Raw genomic sequence first — 21,186 nt, forward strand, 5'->3', positions numbered from 1 at the left:
TTCTGAAGAGATTAGTCTTCAAATCGTTTGCCGTTCTCGTAGGTTCCCTTGGCTGTAACCTGTCCGTTGCGGTCTTTCTCTACGAATCTTCCGTCACGCACATCGTTGCGGTAGGTACCCTCGAAACGCTTGCCGGCTTTATCTTCTTCTATGCAAGGTCCTTGGCGCTTACCTTTATGATAGGCACCCTTGAATTTTCTGCCATCAGCATAATGAATCACCACATTACCATCTACCAGACCGTTCTTGAACTCTCCTTCAAATACGTCGCCGTTCTTCTTGGTCAGCTTGCCCCTGCCGTTCTGCAGATCATCCTTCCAGTCGCCTACGTAGATATCGCCATTCTTCCAGATGAAAGTACCCTGGCCGGTACGCAGACCATCCTTGAACTGTCCGTTATACTTGGCACCCTTAGCTGAGCGGAAGATGCCTACACCAATCCGTTCGCCCTGCACATAATCACCTTCATAAATGTCACCATTGTGAAATTTATAGATGCCCTTACCGTCCTGGATATCATCCTTCCAGTCGCCGATATATACATCGCCGTCAGCATACTTGAAAGTACCTTTGCCCGAGCGTTGGTTGTCGAGCCACTGACCGTCATAAGTGGTTCCGTCTCCCCAGTTGAAGAAGCCGTTACCATTCTTCATATCGTTCATCCACTGGCCTTTATACTGTGCGCCGTTGGCATAAGTATAAACACCACGTCCCTGACGCTTGTCCTTATACCAGTCGCCATCATATTTATCACCATTATAATAGAACATGACACCATGACCATGCTGGTAATCACGGAACCAGAGACCTACGTATTTATTGTTATTCTGGAAATAGTAGGTACCTTTACCATGCTGCTGGTCCTGCATCCACTGTCCCTCATATTTTTCACCGTCGCTGAAGGTATAAACGCCATAGCCTTCGCGCTTACCTTTTATATAAGAGCCTTCGTATGTATCACCATTCTTATAGATGGTAGTACCCTTTCCCTGCGGTTTTCCGCTCACCATTTCGCCTTTAAACTGGCCGCCATCACGGGTGATGCACGAGCCTAGCGAAATCTTCTGGGCAGAGGCATCAACCGATGCCATTGCCAGAGCCAAGGCAAGGAAAAAACACCTGCTCCGACAGGAAAATCCGGTATGTTGTTCGTTATTGTATTTCATATTTTACAATTATAGTCTTTCTTATCAAACTCCAAAGTTATAGGTTTTTCCTCAAATAACCAAATAGATTAAACAAATTTAAGGTAAAATCGTGAAAATATTTTTTTATCCGAAAAAATCTTCCGTTTAATACAATAAAAATACACAAATTACGTTTTTACGGAAATCGAAAATAAAATCACTAAAACAGTAAGATTATGATATTAAATTGCGCCATCATAGATGAAGATCCGGAAGCGTTACAACTCCTGGAACAGTATATAGAAAAGACTCCGACCCTGCATCTGATCGGAGCCTACAAAAGTGCGATAGATGCAGTAGACGGCATCCGTCACAACCATCTCGACGTACTCTTTCTCGCTATCCACATCCAGCAGATCAGCGGTCTGGAATTTGCCAAGGTTGTACCGAAGAACGTAAAGATTGTCTTCACCACCGCCTTCAAGGAGTATGCCATCGAGGCCTACAAAGTGAATGCATTCGACTATCTGCTCAAGCCCATCACCTACGATGACTTTATGGGATCATGCCAGAAAGTCTTCGAAAGCTACATGCAGGACAATAACTACAACCCTATCAAGCGCGACGGGTTTCTGGTGGTAAAACGAGATTACAAATGCGTGAGAATCCCGCTGGATGATATTCTGTTTGTTGACTGCGACAAAGATTATATCCGGTTCCATCTTGAGGGCAGACCTAACATCAGAACCCTGGGCAACCTCAAGCAACTGGAAGAACGGCTGCCAAGAGAGAAATTCAAGCGGGTACACCGTTCGTTTCTGGCCAACATGACAAAGTTTGATACGATAGACCAGCAGCACGTCACCTATGGCGACCAGAGCATTCCGATATCCGAATCCTACTTTGAGATTATCAAGAAATATCTGGAAGACCATTCGCTATGATGGTCTTCCGGAAACTCTATAATATCTGCAACGGTGATGATACCAGGATAGAAGCCCCATGCGCCAGCAGGAAATCGTGATCTCTGAATCCCCACAGTACTGAGATACAAGGCATTCCGCTGTTCTTCGCTGTCATCACATCCACATCGCTGTCACCGATATAAACCGCCCTGTCTCTATCTGCATGAAGCTGGCGCAAAGCTTCGTTTACGGTATCAGGAGCCGGTTTTTTCTTGATATTCTCCCGCTCTCCTATTGCCACATCCACCAGGTCGCCGAAGAAATGGCGGCAGATTTCCTGTGTGGCTGCATAAAACTTGTTGCTTACCACCGCAATGTTCTTTCCCCTGTTCTTCAGTTCCTCCAGCATCTCCATCACGTCCGGATAAGGTTTGGTGTTATCCATGTTGTGCACCATATAATGCTGGCGAAAATCCTGCAGGGTTTTCTCAAACTTCTCATTTTCCAAACCTCCTGGCACGGCACGTTCCATCAGTTTTTTCACTCCGTTTCCTACAAACATGCGCACCTCCTCCAGCGTACGTTCAGGCATCCCGTTCAGCTTCAGCGCATAATTGCAGCTTGCAGCCAGGTCGTGGAGAGAAGAAATCAGCGTGCCGTCGAGGTCGAAGATATAGGTATCGAAATTGAACTGGGCATGAGCCGGAACCCTCTTGATGCGGAAATCACCGCCATGAAGCACATAAACATCCTGATGATACACACGTATTTCGCCCTGCGGAGCACCCTGTCCTCCAGCCGGTTCATTACCCGTAATACCAAAGGTTCTGTTCTCCCCGAATTCCCATCTCTTCAGTTTCTGGGTCTTGGCATCAATCACCACATATTTATATTCTATCGGCGCATCGATGGCCTGCACGTTCACCGATATTTCCCAATCCTTACCATGATTGTTCTGCATCTGCAGGAAATGAGCCGGATTCCATTTACCAAGCGTAGGATGATTTCCCAACAGCGCCACAGCCTCACCCTCATAGAGTTTCGGGGCATGAATCTTGAAGATGATGGTACGGTCGAAGAGAGGCAGACGCGCTGGTTTTACATCAGTAAATTTTACCTGCTGCTGCAATACGAAGGCATCTTTTTCCACATAAGGATTATCCTCCTCCAGCCAATAGTCCTGGAAATAGAAATTCTTGCTCTCATCAAAAACATATTGGCGCGCAGAAGCCAGCGATTCCCTGCGCAGCACCTTTCCCTCAGCATCTTTCACGCAGTAGCAGTAAGCCACAGCCACGAAAGGGTGATGGCGGTTCTGCCTTGACGCCATTTCCACCTGCCAGTGATACCCGTCCTGGGTAGTCATCGGCAAGTCCATCGTATCTTGATAGCCGTCAGCGGCGGCAAAAGTCAATTCCACATGCAGGGCATTGCCCCACTTAGCAGCATACGCTATCGAAAACTTCATTTTCATAATCCTTTTATAATAAGGTGCCCGGAAGCACCGATATACATATTGATTCTTAAAGTCATGTGCAAAGGTAACAAAAAAGCAGACACAACGGATAAAGAAAGATGACAATTAACCTATTTTAAATTCCTATGCTTTGCTATTTCCCATTTTTACTGTACTTTTGCACCCGTAAAATAACAAACAAGAAGAATATGAAAAAGAAAAAATCATTTTCTAAGCTCTATCTGTATGGTGCTATAGGCTGCATCGCAGTCATCGCCATCGTGGGCTACGTCTACTGTTTCTCTTCCTTCTCGAAGAGCAGCAAGACCGAGTATGTTTACATCGACAATGATGATAACATCGACTCAGTATACAACAAGCTCCGCCCATTTGCCAAGAGCATTCCGTTTCAGGCATTCAAGACCCTGACCCTCCATTCCGGCTATGCCGATCATATCCGCACAGGTAGATACGCCATTGCTCCGGGCGACGGTGCCCTCAAGACATGGCGCCACATGAAGAACGGTTTGCAGGAACCGGTTAGCCTCACCATCCCTTCGGTTCGCACACTCGACAAGCTCTCTGATGAGATTGGCAAGAAGATGATGTTTGGCAGCAACGACCTCTACCATGCCCTGCGCGATGAGAGCATCTGTCAGAAATACGGTTACGATACAGCCACTATCGCCTGCATGTTCGTCCCTAACACCTACGATCTCTACTGGAACATCTCGGTAGATAAATTTCTGGAGCGCATGAAGAAAGAAAGCGACAAGTTCTGGAACTTTGAGCGTACCGAGAAGGCAAAGGCTATGAAACTGACACCGGTGGAGGTCATCACCCTAGCCAGCATAGTAGACGAAGAGACTGCCAACAACGGCGAGAAACCGATGATAGCCGGCATGTATTACAACCGTCTGATGCTCCGCAACGCCGAATATCCAGAGGGAATGCCATTGCAGGCCGATCCTACCATCAAATATGCCTGGCAGCGATTCGACCTCAAGCGCATCTACAACAACCTCCTCTCTATCAAGAGCCCGTACAATACCTATAAGAACCCAGGCTTGCCACCGGGGCCTATCCGTATTCCGAGCGTAGCAGGTATCGATGCCGTCCTCAACCATGTGCATCATGATTACCTCTACATGTGTGCCAAGGAGGATTTCAGCGGCACTCACAATTTTGCCCGCACTTATGATGAGCACCTGCAGAATGCAGCCAAATATTCTAAAGCGCTCAACGAAAGAGGCATCAAGTAAGATAAGTAAACAGGATTAGTAAAAATAAGTCAGAAAACTTGCAAAGCGTTAGTGATTTTTCAAGTTTTCTGACTTTTTATTTGGTAGTCTAACAAAATAGTTGTAAATTTGCAGCCAAAAACTTACCAATTAAAAAAAAGGAATAAATACATGAACAGAACGATTATTACAGTAGTGGGCAAGGATACCGTTGGTATCATCGCCAAGGTTTGTACCTATTTGGCAGAGAACAGTATCAACATCTTGGATATCTCTCAGACCATCGTACAGGAGTATTTCAACATGATGATGATCGTAGACATGGGCAAGATGCAGAAAACTTTCGAGGAAGTTGCCGATGATCTCACCAATGTTGGTAAGGCTATGGGCGTGCAGATTAAATGCCAGCGCGAGGAAATTTTCAATATGATGCACAGAATTTAAAAAGCAAACAATATGATCAATATATCTGAGGTTATCGAAACCAATAAGATGATAGAGCAGGAGAATTTCGATGTGCGTACCATCACCATGGGTATCAACCTGTTGGATTGCGCATCTACCGATCTCGATGAGCTCTGTCAGAACATCCATAATAAAATTACACGTCTGGCAAAGAACCTGGTGAAGACCGGCGAAGAAATCTCCAAGGAGTTTGGTGTGCCTATCGTCAACAAGCGTATCTCCATCACTCCTATCTCGCTGGTAGGCGGTTCTGCCTGCAAGACTACCGACGATTACGTAAAGATTGCCAAGACCCTCGACCAGTGTGCCAAGGAGCTCGGCATCAACTTTCTGGGCGGCTATTCGGCTATCGTAAGCAAGGGGATGAGCAAGAGCGATGAACTCCTGATCCGTTCTATCCCTCAGGCGATGGCACAGACCGATTTCGTCTGCAGTTCAGTCAATGTGGGTTCTACCAAGACCGGTATCAACATGGATGCTGTCCGTCTGATGGGTGAAATCGTAAAGGATACAGCCGAGGCAACCAAGGACAGAGGTTCTCTGGGTTGCGCCAAGCTCGTTGTTCTCTGCAATGCGCCAGATGATAACCCGTTCATGGCGGGTGCCTTCCATGGTGTTTCTGAGGCCGATGCGGTAGTGAGCGTTGGTGTCAGCGGTCCGGGTGTTGTAAAATATGCATTGGAGAAGGTGAAGGGCGAAAGCTTCGAGGTTCTTTGCGAAACCATCAAGCGCACCGCCTTCAAGATTACCCGTGTAGGTCAGTTGGTAGCTAAGGAGGCTTCACGCCGTCTGAACGTACCGTTCGGCATCATCGACCTTTCCCTGGCTCCTACCCCAGCTATCGGCGATAGCGTAGCTGATATTCTCGAACTCATCGGTCTTGAGCATGCTGGTGCTCCTGGTACCACAGCAGCTCTTGCGCTCCTGAACGATCAGGTTAAGAAGGGCGGAATCATGGCTTCTTCTTATGTAGGTGGTTTGAGCGGTGCCTTCATCCCAGTCAGCGAAGACCAGGGTATGATCAACGCTGTAGAGGCTGGTGCACTGACCATCGAGAAGTTGGAGGCAATGACTTGTGTCTGCTCAGTAGGTTTGGATATGATTGCCATCCCTGGCGATACTCCAGCCACCACCATTTCCGGTGTCATTGCCGACGAGGCTGCCATCGGTATGGTAAACCAGAAGACTACCGCCGTACGTATCATCCCTGTTGTGGGCATGAAGGTAGGCGACAATGTTGATTTCGGCGGTTTGCTCGGTCATGCTCCAATCATGCCTGTAAACCCATTCAGTTGCGAGGCATTCGTAAACCGTGCCGGTCGTATTCCGGCTCCAATCCACAGTTTCAAGAATTAAACTGTTTTGATTCAAAATACCAATCCCCCATCCTGCTTTCTCAAGCGGGCTGGAGGATTTTTTCATTGTATAATCACTTATCTATCTTCTAAAGCGGTTCATCATGGCAAAACATAGGTGGATAGATACTCAGAAACATCAACTACAGATATTTAAATCAATCCTTAAATAAGACGGAAGCTCCCCAAAAAGTCAAAAGAATCGGGAAAAAGAAAAATAAAGGGTGAGACTTCTCCCACCCTTTATCTGATATTATAAAAAAAGTTTGTCTAAAGTAAATTACAAACGTTTAAAGTTTTTTCATCTCTTCTTTCCATGCAGAATAAGCCTCGAGATAAGCAGAACGGTTAGCCTCATCAGGATCTATGACTGCAAGTTTCTTCAATGAAGCAAAAGCCTCATTATGATCCTTATAGATACCGGCACCAATACCAGCACCCTTAGCAGCACCTGCACTACCATCTGTCTCATAAAGTTCGATAGTAGCACCACTCACACCCGCCAAAGTATCTCGGAACAACGGACTGAGGAACATATTAGCCTTACCTGCATGAATATTCTTGATATCCATACCCATCTGCTGCATGATTTCCATTCCATAGCAGAAACTGAAGACGATACCCTCTTGTGCTGCACGAACAACATGAGCACGATTATGCTTATTAAAGCTGATGCCACGAATAGAACACCCTACTTCCTTATTCTCTAATACACGCTCAGCTCCATTACCAAATGGGATAATCTTAACACCATCACTACCTATTGGCACAGAAGCTGCAAGATCATTCATATCCGCATAGCTTACATCTGGAGTGAAATTTCGATGAACCCACGCATTCAAGATACCAGTTCCATTGATACACAACAATACACCAAGACGGTCAAGGTCTGTAGTATAATTAGCATGAGCAAAAGTATTGACACGGCTCTTTGGATCATAGTTAACATCACCCAATACACCATATACAACTCCTGATGTACCTGCAGTACTTGCAATTTCACCCGGATTGAACACATTCAGACTCACAGCATTATTTGGCTGGTCACCCGCACGATAAGATATTGGTGTACCTTCTTTCAGACCAAGTTCTTCAGCTGCCGCTTTACTTACTACACTCTGTACAGAGAATGTTGGAACAATATCAGCCAGAATGCTTTCATCGAAGCCAAAGTAATCAAGCAGGAATTTAGCAGGCTTTTTCTGGTTGAAGTCCCACATCATACCTTCAGAAAGACCACTGATAGTAGTCTTAACTTCACCTGAAAGTTTCATTGCCAGATAATCACCAGGAAGCATAATCTTATCAATCTTATCAAACAGTTCCGGTTCATTATCCTTTACCCAAGCAAGTTTAGATGCAGTAAAGTTTCCAGGAGAATTGAGCAGATTACGCAAGCAGAAGTCCTCACCTAAATCATGAAAAGCCTTCTCGCCATAAGGTACGGCACGAGAGTCGCACCAGATGATACTAGGACGCAAAACTTGCTGATTCTTATCAACACAAACCAAGCCATGCATCTGGTACGAGATACCAATAGCAAGGATATCTTCACCCTTGGCACCAGATTCTGCCATGATTTTCCTAAGCGCCAGCTTAGCATTATCCCACCACATCTGAGGATCCTGCTCTGCCCAACCGGTCTTTACAGCCATAATGGGTGCTTCATGATCCGGATAGAATGCAGCAGCTACGATTTCTCCATTGTCAACATCAGTAAGCGAAGCCTTTACAGAACTTGAGCCTACGTCAAAACCTAATAAATATCTACTAGCCATAGTTTATTCGTTTATATGTTTATTGTTTAACTTTTATCAGTTTTTATAAAGTCTACATATATTATACGAACATACTACAACATTCCCCTCATAAAAAAAATAATTTAGAACATATTCTCATCAAAAAGACTTTGAGGAGCACTATCATCAGCCTTATCCTCTTCTTCATTACTATTTTCTAATACAGAAGAAGAAAAATTGAGCATCAGTTGCTGTACGGCCTTTGAATCAAAATTAACATGATATACACCATACCCCTTACCTTTTTCTATAAGCGATTGTGGGTCTTTAGCGCATCTGGTGAGATATTGCGTAACATAGCTATGAACATCCTTGTAATTCAGAGGTGTAAAAATCGAATTACAGGAATTATATACATGACGAGCTATTTTTTCTACTTTCAACCCTTTTGCACCCGCAGCCAAAAGAACATTGAATATCTCCTGATCAAGTTTCATATAATAATCATAACATTCGTCCTCTTTAAAGAGAGAAGACACAAAAAGAAAAAACCGCGGTTACTCACTTACAAGCAACCGCGGCTCTTTGAAAAATAAACCTTATTTAAGCGAGAGCAACCTTGTTGTCCTCATCCTTAATCTTACCCTCTTTGAAGAGCCAACCGATACCAAGGATTACATCCTCTGTACTGATCTTAGCAGCCTTAGCAATTTCTGCTACTGTGAGAGCCTTTTCTGAAGCTGCCAATGCCTGATATACATCACCAGCTCTAAAACCTGCGTTCTCTGCGTTCAAGTAAAGAACGTCCTTCTTTGCTACAGGAGCCTTCTTTGCTACTGGAGCCTTCTTTGCTGCTGGCTTCTTTGCAGCAGTCTTAGTTGTCGCTTTCTTTTCTACCATGTTTTAAGAATTTTATGATTCTATTGAGCCTCATTTCGTCAGCTCAACCTTAATATCTGCTGCAAATTTATAACTTTTATTTCGAAATAGTGTTAGAAAAATAGAAAAAACTACTACTTATAAACAAAAGTGCTGCATTTCTTGATTTACGTCAAGAAGCGCAGCACTTTATTTACTAAAAATCAATTACTTATTATAAATCATTGAATTTTTCTCAAGGCATTTTACGCATACTCTTTTATGGAGTGAATACCTTCGTTTCTCTATTTTTATTCAGCCTTCAAATCAATTTTGATTTCCAAATCATCCAACTGCTTAGGGTCAAGTTCAGAAGGAGCATCGAGCATAACATCTCGACCGGAGTTGTTCTTTGGGAAGGCGATACAATCGCGAATACTGTCGAGACCAGCCATAATGCTGACGAAACGGTCCAAACCGAAAGCAAGACCTGCGTGAGGTGGTGCGCCATACTTGAAAGCGTTCATCAAGAAACCGAACTGGGCCTCAGCACGTTCTGGAGTAAAGCCAAGAACCTCGAACATCTTCTCCTGCAACTGAGTATCATGGATACGGAGAGAACCTCCACCTACTTCGATACCATTGCAAACAAAGTCGTATGCCTTGGCACGAACCTGCTCAGGATGCTCATCGAGCAATGGGATATCATCAGGATTTGGCATAGTGAAAGGATGATGAGTTGCCATCAGGCGCTGTTCCTCATCGCTCCACTCAAAGAGAGGGAAGTCAATAATCCAAAGACACTTGAATACATTCTTATCACGAAGACCAAGACGGTCACCCATTTCCAAACGCAAAGAGCAAAGCTGAATGCGTGTCTTGTTAGCATTATCACCGCTCAAAATCAAAACAAGGTCACCATCCTTGGCTCCCATTACGGTCTTGATTTCAGCAAGTTCCTCTGGAGAATAGAACTTATCTATGCTACTCTTCACGGTACCATCAGCATTATACTTGATATATACCAATCCTTTGGCACCGACCTGAGGACGCTTAACAAAATCAGTCAATTCGTTCAACTGCTTACGGCTATAATCAGCACAACCTGAAACACAGATACCGCCAATATACTTAGCCTCATCGAATACAGAGAAATTACCCTTACCTGTGAAAGCATCTTTCAACTCAACAAATTCCATACCGAAGCGCAAGTCTGGCTTATCACTACCGAAACGGCGCATAGCATCGTGCCAGGTCATCTGCTCCAACTTAGGAAGTTCTACACCACGAATCTCCTTAAACAAATGGCGAGCCATTTCCTCGAAAAGGTTGATGACATCATCCTGATCAACAAAACTCATTTCACAGTCAATCTGTGTAAACTCTGGCTGACGGTCAGCACGAAGATCCTCATCACGGAAGCACTTGGCAATCTGGAAATAGCGGTCGAAGCCAGCAACCATCAAGAGCTGCTTTAAAGTCTGAGGACTCTGTGGAAGAGCGTAGAACTGACCTGGATTCATACGGGAAGGAACAACAAAGTCGCGGGCTCCCTCTGGTGTACTACCAATAAGAACAGGGGTTTCAACCTCCATGAAGTTCTGTGCATCGAGGAAGTTACGAATCAAGATGCACATACGATGACGCAACTCCAGATTTTTGCGCACTGCAGGACGACGCAAATCAAGATAACGATACTTCATACGGATATCATCACCACCATCAGTATTATCTTCGATAGTGAAAGGAGGGGTCTGACTCTGAGAGAGGACATTGAGTTCCTTCACCAGGATTTCTATGTCACCAGTATCCATTTTAGGATTCTTGCTCTGTCGTTCACTTACTACACCCTTTATTTGAATGCAGAATTCACGACCTAGCTTGTTAGCTGCATCACACAAGTCTTTGTTATCAGCCTCGTTGAAGACCAACTGTGTGATACCATAACGGTCGCGCAAATCGACGAATGTCATACCACCCATCTTTCTTGAGCGCTGTACCCAACCGGCAAGTGTCACTTCTTTGCCGGCATCAGAGAGACGTAACTCTCCACACGTATTACTTCTGTACATACCTTATTATATTATATTATTATTTTCCAAAGTGCAAAAGTACAACAAATAACGGAAAGGACAAAATAAAATCACGAAAATATTATTAAAAATATCTTCGCGACCCTATTAATGTGACCTAAAGTCACATAAATACATATTAAATAGTTTTATCTCTACTTTTTTAGAGATTTATTTCTTCATCCGTCTGAATGCCTGCCGATGGAACCGTTCCTCTGCCTTGATGACACTGAACACCTTATTAGGTGGTAAGATGGTCATAAATCTAGAATGATACTCTTGCTGCAACTGTTTCAGCTGAATATCCAACTCATCCTGTCTTCTGATTGCTTCGGCACATGCCTCATTATCATTCGGATTCACATGACGGAATCGGCGCATTTCATCGAATATCATACGCATTTTCTTACCCATCTGTCTATATACCGGAAAGAATTTAGCAGCTTCTCTCGGCGTAAGACAGGCATTAGTCGTAATAAACTGTTCTAGTTCTGCCTGAAACCTTTCAGGATCAAATCCATCATGATGTTTTCTACCCTGAGGCTGTGAAGCAAGTGAAACTAGGCTAATCATCAGCATAGCTAAAAGCGCAAGAAACCTATGTTGCATTATCTTTCTCATACCCTATTTTTTTTTTTAATCTTTATCTGTAGACAAAAAGAAATATCAACCATTAATTTTCTGCAATCAGCGATGCATAGATAGTTTCATTATCCATCATCGTATAATCGGCCATCTCATTAAAAGTAGCATCTTCATTATTATTCACAGCAGCTTTCTGAACCATATGGTCCACATGTGCCATAGCAGGCTTACTGCTTCCCGTATATTTCAGCGCCAGTACCGAACCACCTCCCATCACAGCCAAAACAGCAACAGCCGCCACAATCTTTCGAATCGGCATACGCTGCCATAAGCTAGGCTGCATGTGAATGATGCGGGGTTCCTGCTCCGGCAAATTTGCCATCACCCTATCCGTCAGCTGGTCGAAATAACCAGCCGGCACCTGGAAATGGTTTTTCTTACCAAAACGGCTATTCAATATATTGTCTTCTTTTAACATATTCCTCATTCCTTTCTTTTATACTTTATTAATATAGACGGAAACTAACCGAAAAGGTTTAATCCTTACGATTGAAAAAATCGGTTATTTTTTTCACAGCAAGATGATAGGATGCCTTCAAAGCTCCTTCACTTGTTGACAACACCTTACTCATCTCTGAATATTTCATATTATCATAATATTTTAGAGTGAAAACTGTGCGCTGAACATCAGGCAGTAGGGCTACAGCCTCTTGCAGTTCTGCCTGAATCTGGTCACCATCAAAATAGTCATCGGCAAGAAGACGTGAAGCCAAGCCCGGCTCGTCTTCGGTACTGACATTTACCATCTGCTTTTTGCGTCTCAAGAAATCAAGCGCTTCGTTAATTGCTATACGGTAAAGCCATGTTGAGAGCGAAGACTTTCCCTGAAACGAATCCAGATTGGTCCAAGCCTTAACAAAGGCATTCTGCAACACATCATCAGCATCATCATGATCTAAAACAATATGGCGAACCTTCCAATACAACGGCTCGCTATACTGACTTACCAGTACAGCAAAGCCTTCGCGTTGGGTCTTAGGATCCCTAATCATCGCCAAGAGTTCTTTATCGTTTATCATTGCTTTTACAAATGTGTTGTTTATAGATATTTTCTCAACATATCGAATATTACCGCATCAAATCCATACACATCAGAATAATCAGCTATTCTGCCTCCTGCTAACGGATAGAGTGTATAATAGGTGATGAAGAGAGGAACTTGAGGATTAACCTTTACGTTATTCACAACAAGTTTTTTATTGGCTAGCGAATCTGCTGTCATCGAATAGTATATCTTTTCCTTCAGTTTCTCGTTTTTGTCAGCCAATAGAAAGACAGCGAAATCGTACGGTTTTTCTATTCTTATACATCCATGCGATACTCCTCTATCCTCTTGTCCAAACACGCCCTTACTGTTAGTATCATGCAGGAAGACCGAGAAATTATTATCAAAACGGAAGATGATTCTTCCCAGAGCATTCCCCTTTCCGCCCCGCTGGGCGATGCCATAAGCACCAGAAATAAGCATAGATCGAGTTACTCTGTTTAAGTCAACCTCCTTACCTGTTGCCACTTCCCTTACATAGTAGTTACGCGCGCGAAAGTAGCCATGATTCCCCACCCGGTGTATCATATCATGGAGAACGATACTACGGGGAACAAACCATTGAGGATTCAACTCCATACGTTTGATATGACTGTTCAATATCGGGGTTTTGGTTTTACTGGCTCCACATCCTATGCGCATCGAGAGCGTATCCTGATGATCAATAGCCATCAGATGGAACGATGGTATATTGACAACCACATATTTTTCGTGTTTCCAGGGATTATCATACTGTCTCCAGCGGCAACGTTCCATGTTGCAGAGAATTTTGATTCTCATCGCCTTGCCCAGTCCTCCAGCCTTCAATTTTTCCAGCAGTTGATAATAGAAAGGATTCTTTGGCTGTACTTCTTTCAGGAAGGAAGCCACCGAGTCGCATCTAACCATTTGCATAGCCTTCTGATAGAACGCATCATCTGCATGAGCCATTTTTACATCAAACAGACCTCTGAACCTAACGGGGCTCTTGCTACTATCATAAGGATTGGGAGCAAGAGTATCTAAACGATTGAAAACAAAACTAGGGTTCATAAATCCAAAATTCTGCCCCATCGTATATCTGAAGTAAGCTTTGGTCAAGCGATACTCCAGTCGGGCTATCACTTGATTTATCTGATTATCAGCTGAATCTAGATTTAAATCTCGTAACCTGTCAATATCTCGGGCAATAGCATCCACATAGAACCGACGTTTATCAAATCCCATATCCGCTACAGTACGCAGGCAAGTCACCAGGGAGTCAGCCTGACTATTTACCCCATGACGTGTAATCCAAAGCAGACTACCTTTATTCTGGTAATATCGACGGGTATGCAAATCAGCAGCATGTCGGTCTTTATCATTTCGCATGATGCTGTCTATCAGATTCCTTACCGCCCTCGAATTGATAGCATAGGCAGAAGAACGTAAATCCTGATAATCATCTAACGATAATTGGAAATTGCTGTTTGGCACCCTGTCGTGGCAAGAACAGAACATCAAACAGCAAGAAATGATAAGTAACGAAAAATGAAAGACTTTCACTTTCTGATTAAAGTCAAACGGCATTCTAAGGCCTCTATGGTACTATTAATGCTTTACGCAAATTTTGCGCGTAAAGGTATTCCCCACCTTTACAATATAGATACCATCAGCCAATGGCAAGTTTACGCGCTTGTCATTACCTTCTACGCGGAAGGTCTTGATAGTAACACCTGCCACATTATATATTCTCACCACTTGCCCGCTAGCGCCTGTGATATGCATCACGCCCCCAGCATAGTTCAAGTTGATATCTGCCACATCAAGGTCTGCCCATTCTATATTTCCCTCGTTGGCCATAGCATCCGAAGGAACAGAAAGTGCTAACATTGCAATTGTTAATATTGAAAGTAAAGTCCGTTTCATATATTTTCAAGTTTCGTTAAACCAATAGTTCTTTCTGCAAAGATATATAAAAAAAAGGAAACTTACCGTCTTCCCGACGATAAGTTTCCCAAAAATTAGCTTTTTTAACCTTTCAGAGGAAAAAAGAAGCCAATTCACATTATTTTCTAAAACAACCAACACTTTACATGATGCCATCAGCGCGAAGTTTCTGCTGCCATTTCCAAGCAGAAGCCAACACATCTTCAAGCTTAGCCTCAGCCTTCCAGCCGAGTACCTTGTTCGCCTTGGTGCAATCACCCCAAATTTTCTCAATATCGCCCTCTCTTCGTGGACCATACTTCCAATTCAGTTTCACACCTGTAGCTTTTTCAAAAGTCTCAACAATTTCGAGAGTTGAGTTTCCATTACCTGTACCGATATTGAAATATTCGATAGGCTCAGTCTCCTTATCAAGAACACGTGCCATAGCAGCTACATGTGCCTTAGCCAAGTCTACAACATAAATATAGTCGCGGATACAGGTTCCATCAGGAGTATCATAATCATTACCAAAGATAGTGAGTTCCTTGCGGATACCCATAGCTGTCTGAGTAACGTATGGAATCAGATTGTTTGGCACACCATTTGGCAACTCACCAATCTCAGCAGAAGGATGTGCACCTATAGGATTGAAATATCTCAATACAATGCTCTTGATGGCTGCACCACTATGGATATAATCAGCTATGATCTGCTCATTAATCTCCTTAGTATTGCCATAAGGTGAAGTAGCCTTCTGATGAGGAGCCTCTTCTGTTACAGGCAAATTCTCAGGCTTCGGCTGACCATAAACGGTACAAGAAGAAGAGAAGATGATACCCTTTACCTGATACTTTGGCATAAGTTCCAGGAGATTGATGAGCGATACGATATTGTTGCGATAATACAACAATGGTTTCTGTACGCTCTCGCCTACTGCCTTGCTTGCAGCAAAGTGAATGATACCCTCAATATCAGGATATTTCTGGAATACTGCCTCGGTAGCAGCCTTGTCGCGCAAGTCAACCTGTTCAAAAGCAGGGCGGATACCAGTAATCTTTTCGATACCATCGAGTACTTCAATCTTTGAGTTTGAGAGATCATCTACGATAACAACATTGTAGCCTGCCTGCTGCAACTCTACTGTAGTATGGCTACCTATGAAGCCTGTACCACCAGTAACAAGAATAGTTTGTTTCATAATCAAATATAGTTAGTTTGAAGAATTATTTTATTTCTTCTGCAAAAGTACTGCAAAAATCTGAAAAAACAGAAAGATTTTTCAAAAAAAACACTTTTTTCCTTTGTTTTATCTATTATTTATACTATCTTTGCAAAAGATAAATAGTAAAAAGGCTCTAAGAAAATGGAAAAAAACATGAAATATTATAATATAGAACAAGACATGAGATATTTGCAATTGCTCTCTCAGTCGTTCCCTACTATAGCAGAGGCGAGCACCGAGATTATCAACCTGCAAGCCATCCTCAACCTGCCAAAGGGTACCGAGCATTTCCTTGCCGACATCCATGGTGAGTATGAGGCCTTCCTGCATGTACTGAAAAATGCATCAGGAAATATCAAGCGTAAGGTGAACGAACTCTTTGGCAATACCCTTCGCGAACAGGATAAGCGAGAACTCTGCTCTCTTATTTACTATCCTGAGCAGAAACTGGAACTCGTCAAGCAGAACGAGCCTGACATCAACGACTGGTATCACATCACCCTGCACCAGTTGGTGGCTGTATGCCGTGATGTTTCCAGCAAATATACCCGAAGCAAGGTGCGCAAATCGCTGCCATGCGATTTCTCGTATATTATCCAGGAGCTTTTGCACGAGCACACCGAAGATCATGACAAAACAGCCTATGTCAATGTTATTGTTGATACGATTATCAGCACAGGCAGAGCCGATGATTTTATCATCGCTATAGCCAACGTCATCCAGCGCCTGGCTATCGACCAGCTCCATATTCTGGGCGACATCTACGATAGAGGTCCAGGAGCCCACATCATCTTGGACAAGATGTGCCACTACCACAGTTGGGACATCCAGTGGGGTAATCACGATGTACTATGGATGGGAGCAGCTGCCGGCAATGATGCCTGCATCTGTAATGTAATCCGTCTCTCCCTGCGATACGCCAACCTCTCGACATTGGAAGAAGGCTATGGCATCAACCTCGTACCACTCGCTACTTTTGCGATGGAAACCTACAAGGAGGATGATTGCAAAGAATTTCTGCCTAAGCTCAGCGGAGGTGCAGCAGCAATGGATGAAAAGACCCAGCGGCTCACCTCTCAGATGCACAAGGCTATAGCTGTCATCCAGTTTAAATTAGAGAGCCAGCTTTTCAAGAAGCATCCGGAATGGAAGATGAAAGACCGTTGTCTTTTTGACCATATCGATTACAGGAACGGCAAGGCAGAGATTGACGGAAAAGAGTATGACATGACCTCATGCCACTTCCCTACCATCGATCCGGACAATCCAGACAAGCTATCTGAAGAAGAGGAAATTCTGATCCAGAAACTGCATCATTCGTTTATGGTCTGCGAGAAGCTGCACAAGCATATCAAGGTTATGCTGCAGCATGGTTGCATGTACGCTATCTTCAACTACAACCTGCTTTTCCATGCTTCCTGTCCGCTCAACGAAGATGGTTCATTAAAAGAGGTAGAAATATATCCTGGCAAGAAATTCAGCGGCAGAGCCTTAATGCATCATACAGGCATGCAGATACGTACAGCTTTCCAATCAGATTCTGATCCGAATGAAAAGGAATATGCCATCGATTATTTCATCTACCTATGGTGCGGTCCCGACAGTCCGCTCTTCGACAAGAGTAAGATGGCCACCTTCGAGCGCTATTTCATTACCGATAAGGAGACTCATAAAGAAGAGAAGGGATACTACTTCCTGTTGCGCGATAACGAACAGGTTATCGACCATATTATGGATGAGTTTGGGGTAACCGGTCCTAACCGCCATATCATCAATGGACACGTGCCCGTTCGCACAACCAAGGGCGAGAACCCTATCAAGGCAAACGGCAAGCTGATGGTTATCGATGGAGGTTTCTCTAAAGCCTACCACAACGAGACTGGCATTGCCGGCTACACCTTAGTATATCACTCCCGCGGATTTCAGCTGGTCCAGCACGAGCCATTTACGAGTATGGAAGATGCCATCAAGCAAGGTACCGACATCAAGAGTACCACACAGATTGTAGAAATGTCGAACCGCCGAATGCTGGTAGCCGACACAGATATAGGTTGCGAACTCCGTAAGCAGATAGAAGACCTGAAGGAGCTTCTCTATGCTTACCGACATGGTTTCATCAAGGAATCAGAAAGGAAGAAGTAAGAAACCGAGCATACCCCAAAAGCCCCCGGTGCTACATGCATCGAGGGCTTTTTTTCAGAATTTTCTGAACCGCAATCTCAGGGTTTTACTCTTCAGTTGCATCTTACCTCCGGTCATTACCTCCTTGGCAAAATGCTCATTCAGATGATTGATGCCACAGCTACGCAAAGAATCATTCATTTCTGTTAAAAGTACATCGCCTCCATAATCTTCATGCCATTTATTACGATAAACAGATGTAATCAGCAAACTGTCGGAGGTTTGCTCAAAACGCAGATAAAATCCTCTACCAGCCTCGAAGCGATCATAATCAGCAACCTGAATCAGCTTATACTGGCAGCCCCAGAACACGCGTTTATCTGCAAAGTTACAAGTACCCCCTGTAGCTAAAGTATCTACCTGCTCCAGATGCCAGAAACCATCCAAATCACCATTCTGGCTTGTTTCTACCTCACATGAGCTTAGAGTGAGCATCATAACAGCAAGGGAAAGCACCCCTATTATCTTTTTCATATTTTCTATCTTATCGATTATTATTTTTTTTCGTCAGCAAACCTCTTTTACTGATGGTTATCTGCATACCGGCATTATGTCCCAGCATCTTTTCGCTACCGAAATCCATCGCATAGCCTGCCTTCAACTGCCATTGATGTGGAAAATCGTAATGACCCTCTACCAGAAAACTTACATTATGATGCTTTTTTGTAAACGGGTTGCTATATGTACCCCAACCTTTCTGATAGGTGCCTAATATACGATAGCCCAACCGCTGTGTAGGCTGACCATCAAAACCCAGATGATAAGCTATGAAACGATTGTTTCTGATAATAATATATCCGTCATCATTATAAATAGGTGAACGGTAGAGAGGATTTCCTATCACCTGACCCCAGTGCTGCCATCCAGGATAGATGCTGTGGTTATAATAATCATCAGTACCCGCTACATGGTCTGCGATACCCGATGTACGGTCATGATTATACGGACCACTCTGATATTTGGTATAGAGATACTCCAGCACCACATTTTTCAGCCAGCGCGAATACTTCAGATTCAGTTCGAAGCCCAGCATGATATCCTTCAGCGAATACATGAAGAAACGGCGTTTTACCTTCTTATTCCAGTCTGCACCCTCACCATATCCATTATAGTCGAGGAGAAACATCTGACTGTGGTCTTCGAAAAAATGATCAGCATAGATGGCAGCTTTCCAACTGTCAGCGTCATAATTGATGCGCATGAGCCAACTGCCCAACTGGTTGCCGGCAACATTGGCATAAGCCCCTTCGCCAGCATCAGAGCCCGTTGCCGACAGCGCATGCCAGAAACCTTTCAGATTTTTCTCGGTAGGAATCTGAACCATACTGTCACCCATTGGGCGATATGCATTGCCGCCAAACTGAGCTGCCATCTCCAAACCCATTTCTATGCTGAGCGGACAGAAAGCATTCTCGTTGCCGATACGCAGGAAGCCTGCTTTGCTGTGATAGAGTATGTGGTCGCAATATTTAGTCTGCCGTTTTGTAAAATCGTGCTGCCAGCCATCATCCGTCGTCATACCATAAGCCAGATGACCTTTCAGCTGCAGCCAGCCTCTACCAAACGGAAGCGTCCAATATTCAGGAAGCGCCAGACGAACCTGAGGTATCGGACGGGCATTGATACCCAGACACTGGCTACCACTGGAGAGCGACTGGTTTTTCAACTCCATCGGATATTCCTTGGCACCTGCAGTCAGCACACCATAAAGCCAGCGAGCCTCTACATAAGCCTGCTGCACAACAACATTGCTGGTATAGTTTACCGGTACCGCCACATCTACTCCATATCCTACAGCCCAGCGGCGAGCAGAATCAGCAGAAAGCGGACGAACCAGACTACCTCTGAGATAGCCGTTATTCTTCTCTAAAGAACTTAATCCATGTTTATTTGCGTTAAGCCACAGAGGCGTTTTACCATTCGAAAACGAACCTTGCATCTCAACACCATATTGTATGTCTTCCCCAAGATTTATCTTCTCCGCACCATTACTCTCTTGCCACATATACTGTGCCATAGATGGGACTGCCAAACTGCAAAGGGCAAAACATACACCTACCTTAATCTTATTCATAATTAAATTTATACTTTAAAGATAAAAACGGAATGATCTCCATTATATTGCATATTTTCAGAAAAAAAAGAGCAACGCTTGCATCCCGATTCCGAGAACAAACATTGCTCTTTAATTAAATTATCTTTATCCGAAGTTATCATACATGATGCTCTCAGGATCTACACCGAGAGAATCCAGATAATCGGTAACGGTCTTGATCAGCATTGGAGGTCCGCAGAGATAGTACTCGCAATCCTCTGGTGCCTCGTGATCCTTCAAGTAGGTATCACGGATGCAGTTAACAGCAAATCCCTCGTAGTACTTCACGCCCTGAGCATCTGCCACTGGGTCCTTGCGGTCGAGTGAAAGATGGAAGTGGAAGTTAGGGAATTCCTTCTCAAGCTCCCAGAAGTCCTCCAGGAAGAATGCCTCACCCAATGCACGAGCACCGTAGAAGAAGTGAAGCTCACGGTCGGTGGTGTGCAAAGTCTTGGTCATGTGCATGATCTGAGCACGCAATGGAGCCATACCGGCACCACCACCAATCCAGATCATCTCCTTGCCTGATGTGAAGTTAGGATGGAAGTCGCCGTAAGGACCACTCATCATTACCTTGTCGCCTGGCTTCAATGAGAAGATGTAAGAAGAAGCGATACCTGTCGGTACGTTCTGGAATCCTACCTGTGGACGTGGCAAGAATGGAGTTGTGGCGATACGTACGGTCAAGGTGATGATATCACCCTCGTCAGGATAGTTCGCCATAGAGTAAGCACGAACGGTAGGCTCTGGGTTGTGAGCCTTCAGAGAGAAGATGTTGAACTTCTTCCATGCTCCGATGTACTCCTCGCCAATGAGATCCTTGTCGAAGTCCTTGTCGTAATCGATGCAGTCGTATGCAGGAATCTTGATCTGAGCGTAAGAACCCGGAA

General features: G+C 44.1%; 20 protein-coding genes and 1 pseudogene. 5 read left to right on the forward strand and 16 right to left on the reverse strand.

What is annotated here, in order from left to right:
* Positions 1–11: 11 nt before the first annotated feature.
* Complete coding sequence (locus ACWJAO_RS08835) at positions 12–1,091, reverse strand: phosphatidylinositol-4-phosphate 5-kinase (protein ID WP_449139998.1); 1,080 nt, start codon at positions 1,089–1,091, stop codon at positions 12–14.
* Positions 1,092–1,363: 272 nt separating this feature from the next.
* Between ACWJAO_RS08835 and ACWJAO_RS08840 the strand changes: the two genes are divergently transcribed.
* A complete protein-coding gene (locus ACWJAO_RS08840) occupies positions 1,364–2,071 on the forward strand; it encodes a LytR/AlgR family response regulator transcription factor (protein WP_449139999.1) in 708 nt (235 codons plus the stop codon).
* A 16-nt stretch (positions 2,072–2,087) separates the two neighbouring features.
* Here ACWJAO_RS08840 and ACWJAO_RS08845 read toward each other — a convergent pair whose 3' ends face one another.
* Positions 2,088–2,750, reverse strand: a complete 663-nt coding sequence (locus tag ACWJAO_RS08845) for an HAD family hydrolase (protein WP_449140007.1) — start codon at positions 2,748–2,750, stop codon at positions 2,088–2,090.
* A gap of 105 nt (positions 2,751–2,855) precedes the next feature.
* Positions 2,856–3,506: pseudogene (locus tag ACWJAO_RS08850) on the reverse strand (carbohydrate-binding module family 20 domain-containing protein); the annotation flags it as partial.
* Between the two features lie 191 nt (positions 3,507–3,697).
* Here ACWJAO_RS08850 and mltG point away from each other — a divergent pair.
* The 3 genes from mltG to ACWJAO_RS08865 all read left to right on the forward strand — a co-directional run bounded on the left by mltG (position 3,698) and on the right by ACWJAO_RS08865 (position 6,550).
* On the forward strand, positions 3,698–4,750 hold the full coding sequence (gene mltG, locus ACWJAO_RS08855; protein WP_449140000.1) for an endolytic transglycosylase MltG: 1,053 nt from the start codon (positions 3,698–3,700) through the stop codon (positions 4,748–4,750).
* Positions 4,751–4,900: 150 nt separating this feature from the next.
* Entirely contained in the window at positions 4,901–5,173 is a 273-nt protein-coding gene (locus tag ACWJAO_RS08860) for an ACT domain-containing protein (RefSeq protein ID WP_217313620.1), read from the forward strand.
* A 12-nt stretch (positions 5,174–5,185) separates the two neighbouring features.
* Positions 5,186–6,550 carry a PFL family protein gene (locus ACWJAO_RS08865; RefSeq protein WP_118253350.1) on the forward strand — a complete coding sequence of 455 codons (1,365 nt, stop codon included), beginning with the start codon at positions 5,186–5,188 and terminating at the stop codon, positions 6,548–6,550.
* 289 nt (positions 6,551–6,839) lie between these two features.
* Here the strand turns inward: ACWJAO_RS08865 and ACWJAO_RS08870 are convergent, their stop codons facing one another.
* The 10 genes from ACWJAO_RS08870 to galE form a co-directional block, all read right to left on the reverse strand.
* A complete protein-coding gene (locus ACWJAO_RS08870; protein ID WP_264910119.1) occupies positions 6,840–8,327 on the reverse strand; it encodes a xylulokinase in 1,488 nt (495 codons plus the stop codon).
* Positions 8,328–8,431: 104 nt separating this feature from the next.
* Complete coding sequence (locus ACWJAO_RS08875; protein WP_144150870.1) at positions 8,432–8,785, reverse strand: hypothetical protein; 354 nt, start codon at positions 8,783–8,785, stop codon at positions 8,432–8,434.
* A 106-nt stretch (positions 8,786–8,891) separates the two neighbouring features.
* Positions 8,892–9,188, reverse strand: a complete 297-nt coding sequence (locus tag ACWJAO_RS08880; RefSeq protein WP_334558223.1) for a winged helix-turn-helix domain-containing protein — start codon at positions 9,186–9,188, stop codon at positions 8,892–8,894.
* Positions 9,189–9,457: 269 nt separating this feature from the next.
* Positions 9,458–11,218, reverse strand: a complete 1,761-nt coding sequence (gene aspS / locus ACWJAO_RS08885) for an aspartate--tRNA ligase (RefSeq protein ID WP_449140001.1) — start codon at positions 11,216–11,218, stop codon at positions 9,458–9,460.
* 171 nt (positions 11,219–11,389) lie between these two features.
* A complete protein-coding gene (locus ACWJAO_RS08890) occupies positions 11,390–11,791 on the reverse strand; it encodes a hypothetical protein (protein ID WP_287828155.1) in 402 nt (133 codons plus the stop codon).
* A gap of 100 nt (positions 11,792–11,891) precedes the next feature.
* Positions 11,892–12,281 carry a hypothetical protein gene (locus tag ACWJAO_RS08895; RefSeq protein WP_449140002.1) on the reverse strand — a complete coding sequence of 130 codons (390 nt, stop codon included), beginning with the start codon at positions 12,279–12,281 and terminating at the stop codon, positions 11,892–11,894.
* A gap of 58 nt (positions 12,282–12,339) precedes the next feature.
* On the reverse strand, positions 12,340–12,882 hold the full coding sequence (locus ACWJAO_RS08900) for an RNA polymerase sigma factor (protein WP_118253362.1): 543 nt from the start codon (positions 12,880–12,882) through the stop codon (positions 12,340–12,342).
* Positions 12,883–12,902: 20 nt separating this feature from the next.
* Positions 12,903–14,363 (reverse strand): L,D-transpeptidase family protein, encoded by a 1,461-nt coding sequence (locus tag ACWJAO_RS08905; protein WP_449140003.1) that lies wholly within the window; start codon positions 14,361–14,363, stop codon positions 12,903–12,905.
* A 114-nt stretch (positions 14,364–14,477) separates the two neighbouring features.
* A complete protein-coding gene (locus tag ACWJAO_RS08910) occupies positions 14,478–14,759 on the reverse strand; it encodes a T9SS type A sorting domain-containing protein (RefSeq protein ID WP_287797624.1) in 282 nt (93 codons plus the stop codon).
* Between the two features lie 199 nt (positions 14,760–14,958).
* Positions 14,959–15,996, reverse strand: coding sequence for a UDP-glucose 4-epimerase GalE (gene galE / locus ACWJAO_RS08915; RefSeq protein ID WP_144150875.1), 1,038 nt, complete (start codon positions 15,994–15,996; stop codon positions 14,959–14,961).
* Between the two features lie 177 nt (positions 15,997–16,173).
* Between galE and ACWJAO_RS08920 the strand changes: the two genes are divergently transcribed.
* Positions 16,174–18,162, forward strand: coding sequence for a fructose-1,6-bisphosphatase (locus ACWJAO_RS08920; RefSeq protein ID WP_449140004.1), 1,989 nt, complete (start codon positions 16,174–16,176; stop codon positions 18,160–18,162).
* Between the two features lie 54 nt (positions 18,163–18,216).
* Here the strand turns inward: ACWJAO_RS08920 and ACWJAO_RS08925 are convergent, their stop codons facing one another.
* The 3 genes from ACWJAO_RS08925 to nqrF all read right to left on the reverse strand — a co-directional run.
* Positions 18,217–18,675, reverse strand: coding sequence for a lipocalin-like domain-containing protein (locus ACWJAO_RS08925; RefSeq protein WP_117693612.1), 459 nt, complete (start codon positions 18,673–18,675; stop codon positions 18,217–18,219).
* A 10-nt stretch (positions 18,676–18,685) separates the two neighbouring features.
* On the reverse strand, positions 18,686–20,275 hold the full coding sequence (locus ACWJAO_RS08930; RefSeq protein WP_449140005.1) for a capsule assembly Wzi family protein: 1,590 nt from the start codon (positions 20,273–20,275) through the stop codon (positions 18,686–18,688).
* Between the two features lie 126 nt (positions 20,276–20,401).
* Positions 20,402–21,186: NADH:ubiquinone reductase (Na(+)-transporting) subunit F (gene nqrF, locus ACWJAO_RS08935; protein ID WP_449140006.1), on the reverse strand; the 785-nt coding region annotated here is incomplete at its 5' end.

The organism is Segatella sp. (assembly GCF_977051555.1).